The 17,646-nt window shown below is 36.4% G+C and carries 19 protein-coding genes and 1 riboswitch; of the genes, 2 read left to right on the top strand and 17 right to left on the bottom strand.

Features of this window, described 5'->3' with window-relative positions; all coding sequences use genetic code 11:
- Positions 1-142: 142 nt before the first annotated feature.
- Positions 143-324, bottom strand: a riboswitch (Lysine riboswitch).
- 89 nt (positions 325-413) lie between these two features.
- Entirely contained in the window at positions 414-809 is a 396-nt protein-coding gene (locus MRBLBA3_RS05615) for a DUF3888 domain-containing protein (RefSeq protein ID WP_363380130.1), read from the bottom strand.
- Between the two features lie 253 nt (positions 810-1,062).
- Between MRBLBA3_RS05615 and MRBLBA3_RS05610 the strand changes: the two genes are divergently transcribed.
- Together MRBLBA3_RS05610 and pssA are read left to right on the top strand one after the other, a co-directional pair.
- Entirely contained in the window at positions 1,063-2,949 is a 1,887-nt protein-coding gene (locus MRBLBA3_RS05610; protein ID WP_363380127.1) for an LTA synthase family protein, read from the top strand.
- 184 nt (positions 2,950-3,133) lie between these two features.
- Positions 3,134-3,835, top strand: coding sequence for a CDP-diacylglycerol--serine O-phosphatidyltransferase (pssA, locus tag MRBLBA3_RS05605; protein ID WP_000285415.1), 702 nt, complete (start codon positions 3,134-3,136; stop codon positions 3,833-3,835).
- A gap of 32 nt (positions 3,836-3,867) precedes the next feature.
- Here the strand turns inward: pssA and MRBLBA3_RS05600 are convergent, their stop codons facing one another.
- The 16 genes from MRBLBA3_RS05600 to leuA form a co-directional block, all read right to left on the bottom strand.
- Entirely contained in the window at positions 3,868-4,839 is a 972-nt protein-coding gene (locus MRBLBA3_RS05600; protein ID WP_001062819.1) for an NAD(P)-dependent oxidoreductase, read from the bottom strand.
- 144 nt (positions 4,840-4,983) lie between these two features.
- Positions 4,984-5,151 carry a DUF4025 domain-containing protein gene (locus MRBLBA3_RS05595; RefSeq protein WP_001118885.1) on the bottom strand — a complete coding sequence of 56 codons (168 nt, stop codon included), beginning with the start codon at positions 5,149-5,151 and terminating at the stop codon, positions 4,984-4,986.
- Between the two features lie 68 nt (positions 5,152-5,219).
- Complete coding sequence (locus tag MRBLBA3_RS05590) at positions 5,220-6,239, bottom strand: histidinol phosphate phosphatase domain-containing protein (protein WP_000861832.1); 1,020 nt, start codon at positions 6,237-6,239, stop codon at positions 5,220-5,222.
- 13 nt (positions 6,240-6,252) lie between these two features.
- Positions 6,253-6,576, bottom strand: a complete 324-nt coding sequence (hisE, locus tag MRBLBA3_RS05585; RefSeq protein ID WP_000389488.1) for a phosphoribosyl-ATP diphosphatase — start codon at positions 6,574-6,576, stop codon at positions 6,253-6,255.
- A 9-nt stretch (positions 6,577-6,585) separates the two neighbouring features.
- Positions 6,586-6,891 carry a phosphoribosyl-AMP cyclohydrolase gene (hisI, locus tag MRBLBA3_RS05580; protein WP_000803985.1) on the bottom strand — a complete coding sequence of 102 codons (306 nt, stop codon included), beginning with the start codon at positions 6,889-6,891 and terminating at the stop codon, positions 6,586-6,588.
- Positions 6,888-7,646 carry an imidazoleglycerol phosphate synthase cyclase subunit gene (hisF, locus tag MRBLBA3_RS05575; protein ID WP_000880091.1) on the bottom strand — a complete coding sequence of 253 codons (759 nt, stop codon included), beginning with the start codon at positions 7,644-7,646 and terminating at the stop codon, positions 6,888-6,890. Before hisF ends, hisI begins: the two co-directional genes overlap by 4 nt.
- Positions 7,640-8,359, bottom strand: a complete 720-nt coding sequence (hisA, locus tag MRBLBA3_RS05570; RefSeq protein ID WP_363380121.1) for a 1-(5-phosphoribosyl)-5-[(5-phosphoribosylamino)methylideneamino]imidazole-4-carboxamide isomerase — start codon at positions 8,357-8,359, stop codon at positions 7,640-7,642. Before hisA ends, hisF begins: the two co-directional genes overlap by 7 nt.
- Positions 8,332-8,961, bottom strand: coding sequence for an imidazole glycerol phosphate synthase subunit HisH (hisH, locus tag MRBLBA3_RS05565; RefSeq protein WP_000560351.1), 630 nt, complete (start codon positions 8,959-8,961; stop codon positions 8,332-8,334). The genes hisA and hisH overlap by 28 nt, the downstream gene beginning before the upstream one ends.
- On the bottom strand, positions 8,962-9,546 hold the full coding sequence (gene hisB / locus MRBLBA3_RS05560) for an imidazoleglycerol-phosphate dehydratase HisB (protein WP_363380117.1): 585 nt from the start codon (positions 9,544-9,546) through the stop codon (positions 8,962-8,964).
- Positions 9,546-10,835 (bottom strand): histidinol dehydrogenase, encoded by a 1,290-nt coding sequence (hisD, locus tag MRBLBA3_RS05555; RefSeq protein WP_000406986.1) that lies wholly within the window; start codon positions 10,833-10,835, stop codon positions 9,546-9,548. Before hisD ends, hisB begins: the two co-directional genes overlap by 1 nt.
- An 11-nt stretch (positions 10,836-10,846) precedes the next feature.
- Positions 10,847-11,482, bottom strand: coding sequence for an ATP phosphoribosyltransferase (gene hisG / locus MRBLBA3_RS05550; protein WP_363380114.1), 636 nt, complete (start codon positions 11,480-11,482; stop codon positions 10,847-10,849).
- Positions 11,458-12,720, bottom strand: a complete 1,263-nt coding sequence (gene hisZ, locus MRBLBA3_RS05545; protein WP_000170311.1) for an ATP phosphoribosyltransferase regulatory subunit — start codon at positions 12,718-12,720, stop codon at positions 11,458-11,460. Before hisZ ends, hisG begins: the two co-directional genes overlap by 25 nt.
- A gap of 308 nt (positions 12,721-13,028) precedes the next feature.
- Entirely contained in the window at positions 13,029-13,610 is a 582-nt protein-coding gene (leuD, locus tag MRBLBA3_RS05540; RefSeq protein ID WP_000433208.1) for a 3-isopropylmalate dehydratase small subunit, read from the bottom strand.
- Complete coding sequence (gene leuC, locus MRBLBA3_RS05535) at positions 13,588-14,982, bottom strand: 3-isopropylmalate dehydratase large subunit (protein ID WP_363380109.1); 1,395 nt, start codon at positions 14,980-14,982, stop codon at positions 13,588-13,590. The genes leuD and leuC overlap by 23 nt, the downstream gene beginning before the upstream one ends.
- A complete protein-coding gene (leuB, locus tag MRBLBA3_RS05530) occupies positions 14,982-16,046 on the bottom strand; it encodes a 3-isopropylmalate dehydrogenase (RefSeq protein WP_328022738.1) in 1,065 nt (354 codons plus the stop codon). Before leuB ends, leuC begins: the two co-directional genes overlap by 1 nt.
- Positions 16,047-16,125: 79 nt before the next feature.
- Positions 16,126-17,646, bottom strand: a complete 1,521-nt coding sequence (leuA, locus tag MRBLBA3_RS05525; protein ID WP_000809607.1) for a 2-isopropylmalate synthase — start codon at positions 17,644-17,646, stop codon at positions 16,126-16,128.

The following is a 17,646-nucleotide window of genomic DNA, read 5'->3' as shown; positions in this document are numbered from 1 at the left end:
CAATCTTCTATTCATTGCAGCACGCTTTTAGATAGACAAAAAACGCGCGGAACAATGTTCACACGCGTTTCTTATTAGGAAAAATATATATTGAAAAAATAAACGAGTTGTTATCTCCTCAAAATAAGAAACCGCATCAACATCTCCAAATAGCTCTCCATAAAATAAATCTTATGACAGTACTACATTTATTCAATGTAGTCCCAATATATGAATAAGGTGGTTATTCTTATATTTCGGCAATAGTCCCTTTCAACCTATGATCACAGATTCCATTAAATCTCCCATAGCTTACTCTTTCCTATCGCGGCCTCTACCTTTGAGAGTAGATGAGGTAAGTCTATTTAATTTTCAAACATCTAATTGTTGCTATTAACAATACCAAAGGACCATTTTATTTGTCAAACAATTTTTTAAATTGTTTTTTTACAGTTTAATTTCGTATCATTTGGTAAGCGCTTTACCACTATATTTGTCACTTCCCATTCGCCTTCTTCGTTATTAAAAGTAATTGTTACCTTCTCAAATGGTGGAGCAATTTTCCCAGCAACACGTTCATACTTCGTTACTTCAATACTCGCTTGAAATAAATATGTACCACTATACACTTTTTTTAAACTAATAATTTTAGGACATTGATAAGGCTTCAAGCTCCCATATTGTTTTTCAATTGCCTTATTTATTTTTGGAAATAAAACAGAATAAAGTGCATCTTCCATAAGGGATGCATCATATTGCGCTACTGACATACTCGGTGAGGAAAAAAGTATAACACTACTGCATACTATAAAATATAATAATTTTCGCATTATAACCTCCGTTTTATTACTCGATTCTTTCTGCGCACGATAATTATCATACATAGAAACTCCGTTTTATTGTCTCCCACTGCCCTTTTTCTACTCAATTATTATAAAAAAGCCCACAACTCTCTTTTATTTTCGTATAATGATACTCATAGTATAATAAACATAATAACAAAGGACTGTTCGTATATATAAAATGAGGCGCTAATCAAGTCGGCTCACAAGAACTGTCATGCTTTTAGGAGAGGAGTATATTATGCTACAAAATCTGTTTCCAAAACTGCGATTTGCACTAGTTGCAGTCGTTTTATTATGGATAAAAACATATATTGTGTACAAGCTAGCATTTGATATTAGAATTGATAACTTCTTTGAAGAATTTATGCTTTTTATTAATCCACTAGCTTCGTTACTTTTATTTTTTGGTTTCGCTTTACTTGCATCTAAGTACCGAAACCGAATTATTATTGTAATTAGTTTTATACTGTCATTTATTTTATTTGGAAATGCAATGTTTTACGGGTTCTATAACGATTTTGTTACTTTCCCTGTTTTATTCCAAACAAATAATATGGCTGACTTAGGGACGAGTATAAAAGAGCTCTTTACGTATAAAACATTACTTTTATTTGCAGACGCAATTATTTTAATGTTTATTTCGCGTAAATTCCCATCATTTGGTGATAAAACACCACTTTCTCGCTCTGAGAAGCGAACTTTCTTTAGCGGTGTAACAGCATTATTAGCACTACAAATTGTTGTTTCAATTATATATAAACCACAAATGTTCTCACGCTCATTTGATCGTCAAACTGTCGTGAAAAATTTAGGGTTATACACATATCATCTATTTGATATTACACTTCAATCTAAGTCTTCAGCTGAGCGTGTATTTGCAAGTGGAGACGGGTTCTCTGAAATTAAAAACTATACAGACTCAAAAGATAAACAAGTTGATAAAAACTTATTTGGAGCTGCAAAGGGTAAAAATGTAATTTTAATTTCAATGGAATCTACACAAAGTTTTGTTATTAATAAAAAAATAAATGGAAAAGAGATTACTCCATTTTTAAATGAGTTTATTAAAGATAGTTTTTATTTCGATAACTTCTATCATCAAACGGGACAAGGTAAAACTTCTGATGCTGAATTTATCGTTGAAAATTCCCTTTATCCATTAGACCGTGGTTCTGTATTCTTTACTCATGCAACAAATGAATACACTGCCACACCAGAACAATTAAAGAAATACGGATATTCTTCTGCTGTCTTCCATTCAAACGATAAAACGTTTTGGAATCGTGATGTAATGTATCCTGCGCTTGGATATGATCGTTACTTTAATTTAAATGATTACGTAGGAACGGAACAAATGTCTGTCGGTTGGGGATTAAAAGATAAAGAGTTCTTTGAGCAATCTATTCCAAAGTTAAAATCTTTACCACAACCGTTCTATACAAAATTTATTACGTTAACAAACCATTTTCCATTTCTTCTAAATCCAGAAGATCAATATGTTGATGAATTTAATTCCGAAAGTGGTGTTTTAAATCGCTACTTCCCAACCGTTCGTTACACGGATGAAGCTCTTAAATTATTTATTAAACAATTGAAAGACGAAGGACTGTATGATAATTCCGTTATTGTCATTTATGGTGATCATTACGGCATTTCTGAAAACCATAATGCAGCTATGGCTCAGTTCCTTGGGAAAGACGCTATTACACCGTTTGATTCTATGCAATTACAACGCGTCCCTCTCATTATTCATGTGCCTGGCCAAGATGGAAAAGTCATCTCTAAAGTATCTGGTCAAATTGATATTAAACCAACGTTACTTCATTTACTTGGTATTAAAACAAATCAATCCGTAGAATTTGGAACAGACTTATTTACGAAAGAAAAAGACCCTCTTATGGTAATGCGGGACGGCAGTTTTGTTTCGGAAGATTATGTTTATACAAAAAATATGTGCTATAAAAGAAGCACAGGTGAAGAAGCTGATTTAACACTATGTCAGCCTTATATTGAAAAAGCAAAAACAGAATTAAAATTATCCGACAAACTCATTTATGGAGATTTATTACGATTTGATCCTAACAATCGATATAAAACGGGAACGATGACAACGAAATTTGAATAGTGTAGGAAGCAACTTTTGTAAAGTTGCTTCCTATTTTTTTACTTATTTTTCAAATTTCTCTTCTATACAATCTTTCACAAATTGGGAATTTCTTTCGTATGAGGAAGAAATTTATGGTATGATAAAATAAGTAAACTTTCATACACTAATTAAGAATTTATTACAGAAAGCAAGGGATCAGATTTTGTATAGAGCAGCTATTCCAAACTTATTTACGCTCGGAAATTTATATAGCGGATTTTTGTCAATCGGCTATGCATCTTTAGGATATTATAAATCAGCTGCTATTTTAGTACTTATCGGGATGATGTTAGATAGTCTTGACGGTCGTGTTGCTCGTTTATTACGCGTTGATTCACAAATGGGAAAAGAGCTTGATTCACTCGCAGATGTTGTAACGTTTGGCGCGGCACCTGCTGTGTTAATGTATTACACATCTTTCTCCAACTATGGAATCATTGGACTATACATAGCGGGATTATTCCCACTGTTCGGAGCATATCGCTTAGCACGATTTAATGTAACACCATCATCGACTTCTATGAAATATTTCACTGGAGTTCCGATTACTGCAGCAGGAGGGCTTGTCGCTTTCCTAACATTATTTTCACATACCATTCCAAAAATCGTTCTTATTACAGTATTTGTAACGTTCGCATTTTTAATGGTGAGTCGTATTCGTATCCCAAGTTTAAAAGATGTACCAATTCCACGATATAGCATAATTATTACATTATTTTTAATTGGGATCATTATCACAATGTATCAAACAGGGTTCGGTAATTTTTCTGTTTTCTTATTCATTGCTATTCCACTATATATTTTGTATATGCTATCTCAATTCATTAGACAAAGACCGTCTAAAAAAACGAATAAAGAAAAATAAAAAGAAACCTTCCGAATACGGAAGGTTTCTTTTTATTTTGTAACTAATAATTTTTGATTTACAGGTGTTACAGGTTCTTCATCGTTTAATACAGCTAAAATATTTCTCACTGCCATTTCAGCCATCGCATCACGAGTTTCGAATGTTGCATTTCCTACGTGAGGAGCAAGTACTACATTCTTTAATCCTTTTAGCTCTTCTGTAATTTTCGGTTCAAATTCAAATACGTCAAGAGCTGCACCTTCAATTTCATTCGTTTTTAGTGCATGAGCAAGTGCTGATTCATGCATAATTGGTCCACGTGAAGCATTTATAATATACGCTGTTTTCTTCATCATTTTAAACTGTTCTTCATCAATCATATGATGTAATTTTGGATTATAAGCACAGTTAATTGTAATAAAGTCCGCTGTTTGTAATAATTCTTCCAACGTTACGTATGTTGCTTCCAGTTCACTTTCAGCTTCAGGCTTTCGATTTGGTCCTGTATATAAAACATTCATTCCAAATGCTTTCGCACGCTTTGCAACTGCCTTTCCGATTTCTCCAAGGCCAATAATTCCGATTGTCTTACCGTGTACTTCGCGGCCCAAGAAGAATAACGGTGCCCATCCGTTAAATCCAGTTGTACGACATAACGTATCACCTTCAGGAATTCTACGTGCAGCTGCTAAAAGAAGTGCAAATGTTAATTCTGCTGTCGCTTCAGTTGATACTTTCGGTGTATTCGTTACCGCAATTCCTTTTTCCCCTGCATAGATGAAATCAATATTATCGTAACCAGCACCATAGTTTGCAACAATCTTTAAATGAGGTGCCGCATCAATAACTTCTTTCGTCACCTTTGTAGAAAGTAGACTTAACAATGCATCTTTATCTTTTACACGCTCTGTTAATTCATCTAAAGAAATTAATTCTTCTTTATCATACATTTCTACATCATGATCCTTTAATAGTTCTAATCCGATTGCTGGAATTTTCCCTGCTACTAATATTTTTGCCACTACTAACACCTCTTCTATAAAAAATAAGATATCTCTTATATTTCATTGTAAGAAATCCACATATAAAAACCAAGGAATTTGATTATAGTTTTGAAAATCGACACTTTTCCATTAAAAAAGAGGAGATGCAAGTCTCCCCTCTTTTTACGCTTTTTCTTGCGACTCTTTTCCAAGCTTCACATCAATTGTTCCCTCTGCAACCGTATCGCTAATTTGCTCCTCAATAACTGACTGAGCAGTATTCGTTGTTTCAGAAGTATAAGATTGTTGCTGTGCACCTTGTACATTTTGTTTATTTTGTTGTTTCGCCATTTCTTACCCTCCTTTTTATTCTTTCTTATTTTGAACAAAAAGGGTGGTTTTCATCAAAAAATCGTTTTTTATTTTGAAACTGTTACTTCTTCTTCAAGCAATTTCATCGTTCTTACTCGTTTCGTAAAGGTAGCTATGTGGGAAATATCATGATTACGTAATGTTTTTATATTCTCTTCCACATAGTTTCCTAAATCATTTGGATAATGAGCATCTGAGGAGAGAGTAATCGGAACTCCATGGTTAGCTAACACTTGTAAATAAAGCGGACTTGGACACATTTCGCGCACAGGATAGCGATAATACAATCCTGCATTTATTTCTGTTGCGGTATTCGTTTCTACTAACGCACGTGCAATTTCCTTATAATAAGAAAGCTGTTCATTCTCATCTAACCGGTAATTAAATACTTTTATGTTATCAAGATGAGCTATTATATCAAAGAGTTCAGAACGAACGGCACTTTCAACTGTAGCGAAAAAATTATGATATAGAGTATGTAACTCATGCTTACCAAAATACTCTTTCGTATCTGGATTATCAAATCCCCATCCCTCTATAAAATGGACTGAACCAATTACATAATCAAAGTCTCCTAATGCTAGTAACTCTTTTAACTCTTGTTCGCCGCCGATAAAATAATCCGCTTCAATTCCAAGTTTGAGCGTTACCCCTCGTTTACTCCACCGTTCTTTTGCCTCTTCAATCGCCTTTGTAAAATCATAAAGAGACGTTACTCTTACTTGGTCTAGCCATTCCTTCTGTAAACGACCGAGGTTTGAATCACTAATATCTACATATTTTTCATAATATCCTTTCGCCTCGTGAAAACGATATAAATGATCGACAATGCCAACTTCTTTTATCCCTTTTCGCAACGCCTCTTCTAAATATAAATCAATCCATTTCGCTGTAAATGGGCCTTCCTTTACACGTTTTTGCAGGCGTTCTTGTGTTTTCACAAGCCATTCCATAGAATGTTTTTCTTCTTTAAGCGGTTCATAATATTGTAGTGCATCATTTATTTTAGCAAGCCAGCCTATTGAATAAGGCCCTTCTTCTAAATGAAGGTGATAGTCCACTTTCATCCATATTCCCTCCTTATAATGTATCTATTTCTTTTCGATCTCCTACTCTCGAAAGCTTTCCATTTCTTTCTTTCACTTCTTGCATGACATCTTCTAATGAAATATTTTTTTCAGCTAATAGAACAAAACAGTGATAGAACACATCAACCATTTCTTTTACTAGTTCTTCTTTATCATTATTTTTAGACGCGATAATTACTTCAGTGCACTCCTCACCAATTTTCTTTAAAATTTTATCTTCACCTTTTGAAAATAAATAGTTCGTATATGATTCAGAGAGTGGATTTTTCTTTCGTTCTTCAATTGTTTCAAATAATAACTTAAGGATATCTTCCATATGTACCCCCTATATAATTTTATAGTGAAAACACGTTTTTTCTCCCGTATGGCAAGCAGGCCCTATTTGCTTTACGACAACAACGATTGAATCTTGATCACAGTCTAAATAAAGTGACTGAACATATTGGACATTACCTGATGTTTCTCCTTTATTCCATAACGATTGTCTCGAGCGGGAATAAAACCATGTTTTTTTCGTTTCTAGCGTTCTTTCATACGCTTCTTTATTCATATAAGCTAGCATTAAAACTTCTTTCGTACCTTCTTCAATTACAACTGCTGGTAATAATCCTTTTGAAAAGTTAGGTTTCATAACCGCACCTCAACGTTTGCGTCTCTTAGTTTTCTCTTTACGTCCTGCACTGTCGCCTCACCATAATGAAAGATGGATGCCGCAAGTGCTGCATCAACTGTTGTCTTTTGAAAGACTTCTATAATGTGATCCGCATGACCACATCCTCCAGATGCGATAACTGGGACGGAAACATTTTTTGAAATTGCTTCTGTTAACCGAAGATCATATCCATTTTTTGTTCCATCTGCATCCATACTCGTCAGTAAAATTTCTCCTGCCCCTAGCTGGACAACGCGCTTTGCCCATTCGATTGCATCCATCCCTGTATCGACTCTTCCGCCGTTCACGTATACATTCCATTTATCTTCCTCTACTTTTCTAGCATCAATTGCTACAACAATACATTGTGAGCCAAAATGTTCTGCACCTTCCTGGACTAACTTCGGATTTCTCACTGCCGCTGAGTTTATTGAAACTTTATCTGCTCCAGCTCTTAGTAAATTGTACATATCTTTAACACTTGAAATCCCTCCGCCAACTGTGAGCGGAATAAATACTTTTGAAGCTGTTTTTTCTACAACATCTATTATCGTTTTTCGTCCTTCATGCGTCGCAGTAATATCTAAAAATACGATTTCATCTGCTCCCGCATCATTATATAAAGCAGCTATTTCAACAGGATCACCGACGTCTTGTAACCCTATAAAATTTACGCCCTTTACGACTCGCCCCTCTTTCACATCTAAACATGGAATAATACGTTTCGCTAACATAACTTTGTTACCTCTAGCACTTCTTCTAAATCAATCGTTTTCTCGTAAAGCGCCTTCCCAATTATGACGCCGTATATATTCATATCATTTATTTTTTTCACATCTTGAATAGATGCCACTCCTCCAGAAGCAATAAGACGAATGCCCACGCTTTTTTGTAGTAACTCCAATTGCTCAAAATTTGGCCCTGCAAGTGTCCCGTCTTTCGAAATGTCTGTAAACACAATCGTTTGAACACCTACATTCTCCATTTGCTTCGCTAAATCAATGTAAGAAATTTCAGACATATCAAGCCAGCCTCTCGTTGCTACAAAACCATTTTTTGCGTCAATTCCAACTATGATTTTCTCTTTGTATAGACGAACTGCTTCTTCTAAAAATGCCTTATCATAAAGAGCAGCTGTTCCTAAAATTACTTTTTCTACACCGACTAACAATAACTTCTCTACTGCCGCAAGTGATCGAACTCCTCCTCCAACTTGCACAGGAATACGTACCGCCCTGCATATCCTTTCAATTACGGGCAAATTCACTGACTCCCCAGCAATTGCACCATCTAAATCAACGATGTGTAGTATTTTCGCTCCAAACTTTTCAAATATGAGCGCTTGCGCAACCGGGTCTTCATTCATTACTGTTTCTTTACTAAATTCCCCTTGATAAAGTCTAACGCATCGACCTTCTTTTAAATCGATAGCTGGGAAGATTTCCATGCTTCTACCACCCCTTTGAAATTTTTCAACATTTGCATTCCAATGTCACCACTTTTTTCAGGATGAAACTGTGCGCCGTATATATTTCCTTTTGCTACAAAACCAGGTACTTGCACTCCATACTCACTTGCCCCATACACAATTTCATTTGAACAATCTGCATAATAAGAGTGGACATAATATACGAAAGAACCGTCCTCTACTCCATTCCAAAGCGCTATTTCTCCCTCTTTCTTTAACTCATTCCATCCCATATGTGGAATTTTATAAGGAACTTTTAACTTTCTAATGACACCTGGCAATAAATTTAATCCGTTACAGTCTTGTAGCTCCTCACTTTTTTCAAATAAAAGCTGCATTCCTAGGCAAATGCCTAGAAGCGGTTTTCCTGAACTCCCAACTTCTTTTAACACACGCACCAAATCTTTTTCTTCCAATACATCCATCGCTTTCGGAAATGCACCTACTCCTGGTAAAATCACTCCATCACTTCTAAAAATCTCTTCTTTATCACTCGTTACAATGTACTCTGCTCCAATATATTTTAATGCTTGTTCTACACTACGAATATTTCCCATTCCATAATCTATAATGGCAATCAATTACAACATCCCTTTCGTTGAATTTACACCAATAATGTTGGCATTTCTTTCGACTGCTTCTCTAAGCGCTCTACCAAACGCTTTAAATAATGCTTCAATTTTGTGATGTGTATTGCTTCCGTATAAAATGCGAGCATGTAATGTAATATTGGCAGCATGGGCAACCGCTCTAAAAAATTCTTCCGTTAACTCTGTGTCAAAATCTCCTAGCTTTGGATTTGTTAATTCACCTTGAAATACAATATATGAGCGTCCGCTTATATCAATCGCGACAAATCCTAATGATTCATCCATCGGTACATAAGCTGAACCGTAGCGGTTAATCCCCTCTTTATTTTGCAACGCTTCTTTCAAGCAAGTTCCAAGTACAATTCCAACATCTTCAACTGTATGATGCGCATCAACGAATACATCGCCTTCCGCCTCCACTTGCAAACCGAATCTTCCATGCCTTGCAAATAAAGTTAACATATGATCAAAGAATCCAACTCCCGTTTGCACAGAAACATTTTTGCTTTCATCGAGCTGCAAACTTAATTTTATTTTTGTTTCTGTCGTCTCACGTATTTGACTGGACTCACGCATTATTCTTCCTCCTCAAATCTTATTTGAATTGCTCTCGCATGCGCATGTAACCCTTCTTTATTTGCAAGTTCTACAATATGATGTTGTACATCTCTTAACGCTTCCTCCGTATAAGACAGAAAGCTTGATTTTTTCACGAAATCATCGACTGATAACGGTGAGAAAAACCTTGCCGTTCCACTTGTCGGTAACACGTGATTCGGTCCTGCTAAATAATCACCGAGCGGTTCCGGTGCATATGGTCCAAGAAAGATAGATCCTGCATGTTTCACATACGCTAGAGTATTCATCGGCTCTTTTATATGTAACTCTAAATGTTCTGGAGCGATTTCATTCGATAACTTTAGTGCCTCCTCTAAAGAAGGAACGATAAAGATGGCTCCATTTCTATTTATCGATTCACGTGCGATTTCACTTCTTGGTAATGTCGCTAGCTGTCTTTCTATCTCTCTTTCTACTTCTTTCGCTAACTCTATACTCGTTGTAATGCAAATTGCTGTAGCTCTTACGTCATGCTCTGCTTGTGATAATAAATCAGCAGCGATATATTTTGCATTTCCTGTTTCATCAGCGATAACTACAATTTCTGATGGTCCAGCAATCATATCGATATTTACTATTCCGTATACTTCTCGTTTCGCTAGAGCGACGTACAAATTTCCTGGTCCAACTATTTTATCCACTTTCGGAATCGATTCCGTCCCGTATGCTAAAGCAGCAATTGCTTGCGCACCACCTATCGCATAAATTTCATCTACTCCTGCAAGGCTTGCAGCAACTAAAATATGTGGATCAATTCCTCCTTGCCTTGGTGGTGTCACCATTACAATTTTTTTCACGCCTGCGATTTTTGCTGGCAATACATTCATCAACACTGATGAAGGATACGAAGCAGTTCCGCCAGGCACATATACCCCTACATTTTCTAAAGGCCGAATGATTTGTCCTCTAATGATGCCCTCACTCGTGCAATCGAACATCGATTGTCTTTTTTGCTTTTCATGATACGAAATAATATTTTTCTTTGCCTCTTTTAACGCATCTAAAAATGAATTCTCTACAAACCTACGCGCTTGTTTTATTTCTTCCTCACTTACAAGAAACTCTTTAACCTCCACACCATCGAACTTTTTTGTATAGAAAGATACAGCCTCATCTTTACTCTCCCTTACATTTTGAACGATTTCGCTTACACTTCTTTGAACAGTTTCTTCTATTATATTAGCGTTTTCACGTAGCAATTTTATTTTCGATAACGCCTTTTGAAAATCTTCACAAACTATCTCCATTACAAGTCCCCCTATTTTCCTGACAAAATTTCTTGTTCCATCATATTTATAATACTGAATATTTCGTCTTTTTTAGTTTTTAATGCAGCCTTATTTACAATCATTCGAGCAGATATAGAACACATTTCCTCAAATATAATGAGTCCATTTTCTTGTAATGTTTTTCCTGTTTCAACAATATCAACAATCGCATCTACCAATCCAAGAATAGGAGCGATTTCTACAGAACCTTCTATTTTTATAATCTCTACATCCTCCCCTTTATCATGAAAATAGTTAGAAGTAATATGTGGATATTTCGTAGCAATGCGTTTCTTCCGGTAGCTCTTCGGATTATAAGTAGGAATAGAAGCAACACAAAACTTACACACGCCTACTCCTAAATCCAACATTTCATAAATATCTTTCTCGTTTTCCATTAAAATATCTTTTCCAACGACCCCAATATCAGCTACTCCATGTTCTACATAAGTAGCAACATCTACTGCTTTCACTAAAATAAATGAGATATCTGTATTTCTACTTTGAAAGACAAGCTTTCGTCCTTTATTTTTGAGCTCCGAACAATCAATTCCAATCTGCTCAAACAATGGAATCACATACTTCTCTAATCTTCCTTTCGTTAACGCAATTTGAATGTTACGCATGAAGTTTCTCCTTCTTTCTGGAATACCCATTTCTCTTTCCATACATATTCCACTAATGATTCGTTCTTTGCCTCTACGACCGTTACTATTTTATTTTTTCTGGCAAATTGAAAGGTGTCGTTTAAATTAGAGAATAAAGATAGCTCTACTTTTTTCCCGTCCTTTTGAAGTAAATTTCGTAATCTTTCCGCTTCTGCTAATCTATTTAACTCATAATGAATCATAATATCTATTTTCTTTCGTTCATATGGTTCTTGCTGATCTTGCAGCGCCTTCACAATTTGATTGACTTGCACCGCGAGTCCAACAGCCGGCAGCATCTCTCCAAAATTCCCAATTAACTCATCATATCTTCCTCCACTAACAATTTCTTCTCCAATTTCATATATATACCCTTTGAAAATAACACCTGTATAATAATCCAAATGTTGAATCATACCTAAATCAATTGAGATGTAAGATCCATATCCTAGTTTTTCAATTGCTTCATATATTTCTTTCACTCTGGCAATCGCCATTTTCATTTCATTACTTGAGGCGAGTTTTTCTGCTTCCTCAATAACTTCTAAATTTCCAAATAGCCTTGGCAATTTCTCAAGTAATCTTACTGTTTCATCACATCGATCTAATTTCTTTTCTCTAATAAAATTTGATAGCGCAGCATAATTTTTACTTTCAATATATGTTCTAAGCACACTCTCTTCTTCATCACGAATGGAGAGTTTTTTTACAATACATTTATATAACTGTACTTGCCCAATCTCAATTGTAAAAGATTGCACCTTTGACTTTTGAAGTGCCTGAATAACACTTATTACGCATTCAATTTCAGCTCTTACATTATCAATCCCGATAATTTCAATACCACTTTGTACGATTTCATTATATTTTCCAGAATGGGACTCATTCGCCCGAAATACATTCCCGCTATACGTCAGTTTAAGCGGAGTATCCCACCTCTGCGTTCCCATCACTCTCGCTAAAGGAATTGTCATATCTGGGCGTAACACGATAATCCGTCCTTTTTCATCAAAAAATTTATACATCTTTTCCTCATCTATCGGCCTGTTTTGAAATGCAAAAACATCATAAAATTCTATCGTCGGTGTCCTTATTTCTTCATAACCTCGCTCTAAAAAAGTACGCCTTAATTTTTGTTCTACTTCTTCAATTAACGTACATTCTTCGAATAAATAGTCCCTCGTTCCATTTGGGTTTGCCCGTTTCCATTTTGTCATCTAAATTCTCACACCTTTCCCTTTCTAATGTATGCCTATTTCATTCACCTAAACCGAAAATAAAAAGAGCCTTGTAGACAAAATACCTACAAGGCTCTTTAGTAGAGTGTAGGTACAACGGGAATAACCCTTGTGCCTACACGTTTTCACGCTAGGTTCAAGGGTTTTATGTATGATGATGTAGTTGTGTAAGCATTTTAATAGATTGCACGATATTCATAATACTTACTCCCTTTCTCCTCTGATTTTTACATAGTATATAATACTTAATTCTGAATGTAAATACATTTTAAAAATTCCGTTATTTCTTAATATAAAGCTACTTTCCTTTCATACTCTCCAATTTCTTGTTCATATTGCATCGTAATACTAATTTCGTCTAGACCATTTAATAATTTTTCTTTCCACATTTTCTCGATTGTAAAATGAAACCTGTGCGTATTCGTAGTAATTACTTCATTCTCTAAATCGACTTCCATTTGATCTCTCGCATTCGTTTTGGCAAGTTGTTCACGAGTTTCTTTATCCATTACAATCGGTAACATACCATTCTTCATACAATTCATATAAAAAATATCTGCAAATCCTCCGGCGATAATAACGCGGAAACCATAATCAGCAAGTGCCCACGGAGCATGTTCTCTTGAAGAACCACATCCAAAATTATCACCTGTAATTAATATACTTGCTCCTTTTCGTTCTTGTGCATTAAGGGGAAAATTAGGATTTTCATGGCGCTCATTATTGTAACGCCACTCATCAAATAAATACTTTCCAAATCCCGTCCTTTCAATTCTCTTTAAGTATTGCTTCGGAATAATTTGATCTGTATCAATGTTATCATTCATAAGTACTGCGGCAGTACCTTTATGAATACGAAATGGCTCCATCGTAACTCTCCTTTCTAATATCAACAAAATGCCCATATAACGCAGCCGCCGCTGCCATTGCCGGGCTAACTAAATGCGTTCGTGCTCCTTTTCCTTGTCTTCCTTCAAAGTTACGATTTGAAGTAGATGCACAATGTTCTCCTTCCGGCACTTGATCCGGATTCATTCCAAGACACATTGAACATCCAGGCTCTCTCCATTCAAATCCCGCTTCTTCAAATATGCGGTGTAATCCTTTTTGCATTGCTGCTTCTCTTACCTTTTTAGACCCAGGAACAACGAGGGCTCGCACACCATCTTTTACCTTTTTCCCTTTTACAACAGATGCGGCAATTTCTAAATCAGATAGCCTGGAATTTGTACAAGATCCAATGAAAACATGCTGAACTGGAATTTCAAAAGTGCTTTGTCCAGGACTCAATCCCATATACGAAAATGCTCTTTCATCATTTTCATCATGCTTTTCTGGTAATTTTTCATCAATGCGAACACCCATACTAGGATTTGTTCCCCAAGTAACATACGGTGCTAAATCCGTAACATCTATCGAAATATGTAAATCATAAATTGCATCTGAATCTGTATAAAGCTCCGACCATATTTCCGTAAAACTTCCATAATCTTTCGGTGCATATTTACGACCTTTTACATAAGAAAATGTTTTTTCATCTGGTGCAATGATACCAGCTTTCGCTCCTCCTTCAATTGCCATATTGCAAAGTGTCATTCTCTCTTCCATCTCCATAGCTTGAATCGTCTCACCGTAAAATTCCATTACATATCCGGTTCCAACTGCTACGCCGTACTTTGAAAGGAGATGTAAAATAATATCTTTTGCATACACACCTTTCTGTAACTTTCCTTTTAATTCAATACCCATCGCTTTCGGTTTTCGTTGCCATAACGTTTGCGTTGCCAATACGTGTTCCACTTCACTCGTACCAATACCAAATGCTAGTGCTCCGAAAGCACCGTGGGTTGCTGTATGACTATCACCGCAAACAATTGTTTTTCCAGGCTGTGTGAGTCCAAGTTCTGGTCCGATAACATGAACAATCCCTTGCTCTTCATCACCAATATCAGCTAATGACACTTGAAATTGTTTGCAGTTCTCACGAAGTGTATCCAATTGCTGCTTCGCAATACGATCCGTAATATTCCAAACATCTTTCGTTGGAATATTATGATCCATCGTTGCAAATGTTAATTCTGGTCTCCGAACAGTTCTATTTGTAAGCCGCAAGCCTTCAAAGGCTTGCGGTGACGTTACTTCATGAACGAGATGAAGATCGATATATAATAAATCCAATCCATTTTCGTTTGTCGCAACTACATGTCTCTCCCAAAGCTTATCTAGTAATCTTTTTCCCATTATCGTCCTCTCCCTACTAGTGCTTGCTCTTCCATCTCTTGAATAACTGCCTTCGTAAATGAAGTTGTCGTCTCATTTCCCCCAATATCTGCTGTATATTTTCCAGATTGAAGAACTGCAGATATTGCGGATTCAATTGCAGACCCTTCTCTCGTTAATCCAAATGATTGCCCAAGCATCATTGCAACAGAACGCATCATTGCGATTGGGTTCGCCTTATTTCTCCCCGCAATATCCGGTGCTGATCCGTGAATAGGCTCATATAATGAAGGACCATTTTCCGCATGGCTTGCTGATGGAAGCATTCCTAACGATCCTGCTAATACAGAAGCCTCGTCACTTAAAATATCACCAAATAAATTTTCTGTTACGATAACGTCAAATCGACCTGGATTACGAATTAATTCCATAGCGGCTGCATCGACTAAAATATGCTCTAATTCAACATTTGGATAGCGAAGGGCTACTTCTTCCGTAACAGTTCTCCATAGTTTACTAGACTCTAAAACATTCGCCTTATCAATAGATGTAACTTTTTTCTTCCGTTTGCTCGCTAATTGAAAAGCATACGAAACGATACGTTCAATTTCATGACGATGATACGTAAGTGTATCGGTTGCTACTTCATCCGTTCGTTCTTTCGGATAAGAAAAATAAATACCGCCTGTTAATTCACGAACAACAACGAAATCAATTTCATCAGCGTTTTTTAATGGCGATAAATGTGCAGTTGCGCTTTCTACCGTTACAGGTCGAACATTCGCAAATACACCAAGTCCTTTTCTTAAAGCTAATAATCCTTTCTCTGGCCTTTCTTTCGCACCATCCCACCGTGGACCACCAACCGCTCCAAGTAAAACCGCATCACTTGCTAAACAAGCGGCAAGTGTTCGTTGTGGTAATGGTTGCCCGGTTAAGTCGATAGCACTCCCGCCAAAGTACTCATCTTGTAAATGAAAATGATGTCCATATAGCCTCTCTACCATATGCAATACTTCCTTCGCACTTTCCATAATTTCCGGACCAACACCATCACCAGCTAAGCAAACGATACGTTTTTCCAATTTCAACACTCCTTTTTCAACTGAATTTTCAGAACTTTAATTTGATAGGTGAGGAAAGCTTCTCTCACCTATCAAACACTTATTTCACAAGCGCTATAAGAGATTTTAATTTCCCTGCTGCATGGACATAAGCTCTCGCCGACGCTTCCAATACGTCTTGCGCAACGCCAAAACCTGATACTTGATGCGTGCCTTCTTTTAATTCAACATGAACATGAGCCAGTGCGTCTTGACCTTGTGTAATAGATTGTATGCGATAATCCGCTAAGTCACATTCTAATCCTAAAATTCTTTGAATTGCATTATAGATTGCTTCTATACTTCCAGAACCAGTTGCTGCATCTTCATACATATTTCCTTCCTCATCTTTTAGTACAACTGTTGCACACTGTGTACTATTGGATACGAAATGTACTTGTAATTGCGTAATACTATATTGTTGTGCCGAAAATGCTGCTTCGCCCAGCATAAGCGCGCGTAAATCTTCTTCTGTAATTTCCTTTTTACGATCAGCCAATTTTTTAAATGCTTCAAACACCGCATCTCGTTCTTCTTTTGTAAATTCATAGCCTAGTTCTTTCATTTTTTCCGTAAATGCGTGACGACCAGAATGTTTTCCAAGTACAAATAGATTTTGAGATTCACCTATAAGCGCCGGTTCAATAATTTCATATGTCGTCACTTCTTTTAAAACACCGTCTTGATGAATACCTGATTCATGAGCAAATGCATTTGCTCCAACAATCGCTTTATTTTTTGGTACAACCATACCTGTTAAATGACTTACTAATGTACTTGTCGCTTTAATTTCTTTTAACGTCATAGAAGACTCTGCTTCATAGAAATCTTTTCTAATATGAAGAGCAACTGCGACCTCTTCTAGAGCTGCATTCCCCGCTCTTTCTCCAATCCCATTAATCGTTCCTTCTACTTGTAACGCTCCGCCTTCAACTGCAGCTAACGAATTCGCTACCGCCATCCCAAGATCATCGTGACAGTGACAAGAGAAAATTGCTTTTTCATACGAAGGAACGGATTCTTGTAAGTATTTAAAAAGAGAATAATATTCTTCTGGATTCGTATATCCAACTGTATCAGGAATATTGATTACATTCGCTCCTGCACGAATCGCTACTTCTACTGCTTCAGCTAAAAATGCTCTCGATGTTCTTGTCGCATCTTCTGCTGAAAATTGCACTGTCGGAAATAATGATTTCCCGAGCGTAACCGAGCGATGTATGCTATCTAATACATCTTCTTTTGACATACAAAGCTTATATTTCATATGAATGTCACTTGTAGCTAAAAATACGTGTAAACGAGGAGAGACAGCGCCTTTCACAGCTTCATAGGCTCTTCGAATATCACTTTCTTTCGCTCTAGCTAAACTCATAACCGTAGCATTTTGAATGGTATTTGCGATACGTTTTACCGATTGAAAATCACCTTCAGAAGCTGCTGCGAATCCCGCTTCCATTACATTAATACCAAGTCTCTCTAGTTGCCTTGCAATCTGTAATTTCTCTTGTTCATTTAAATTAACTCCTGGTGATTGTTCGCCATCACGAAGCGTCGTATCCATGAACAAAATCTGCTTCAT

It is taken from the genome of Bacillus sp. LBA3-1-1.1, assembly GCF_040676495.1.
In the GTDB taxonomy this organism is placed as follows: domain Bacteria; phylum Bacillota; class Bacilli; order Bacillales; family Bacillaceae_G; genus Bacillus_A; species Bacillus_A nitratireducens.
Note: the sequence above shows the minus strand (reverse complement) of the source record. Positions and strands in the feature narration are given on the sequence as shown.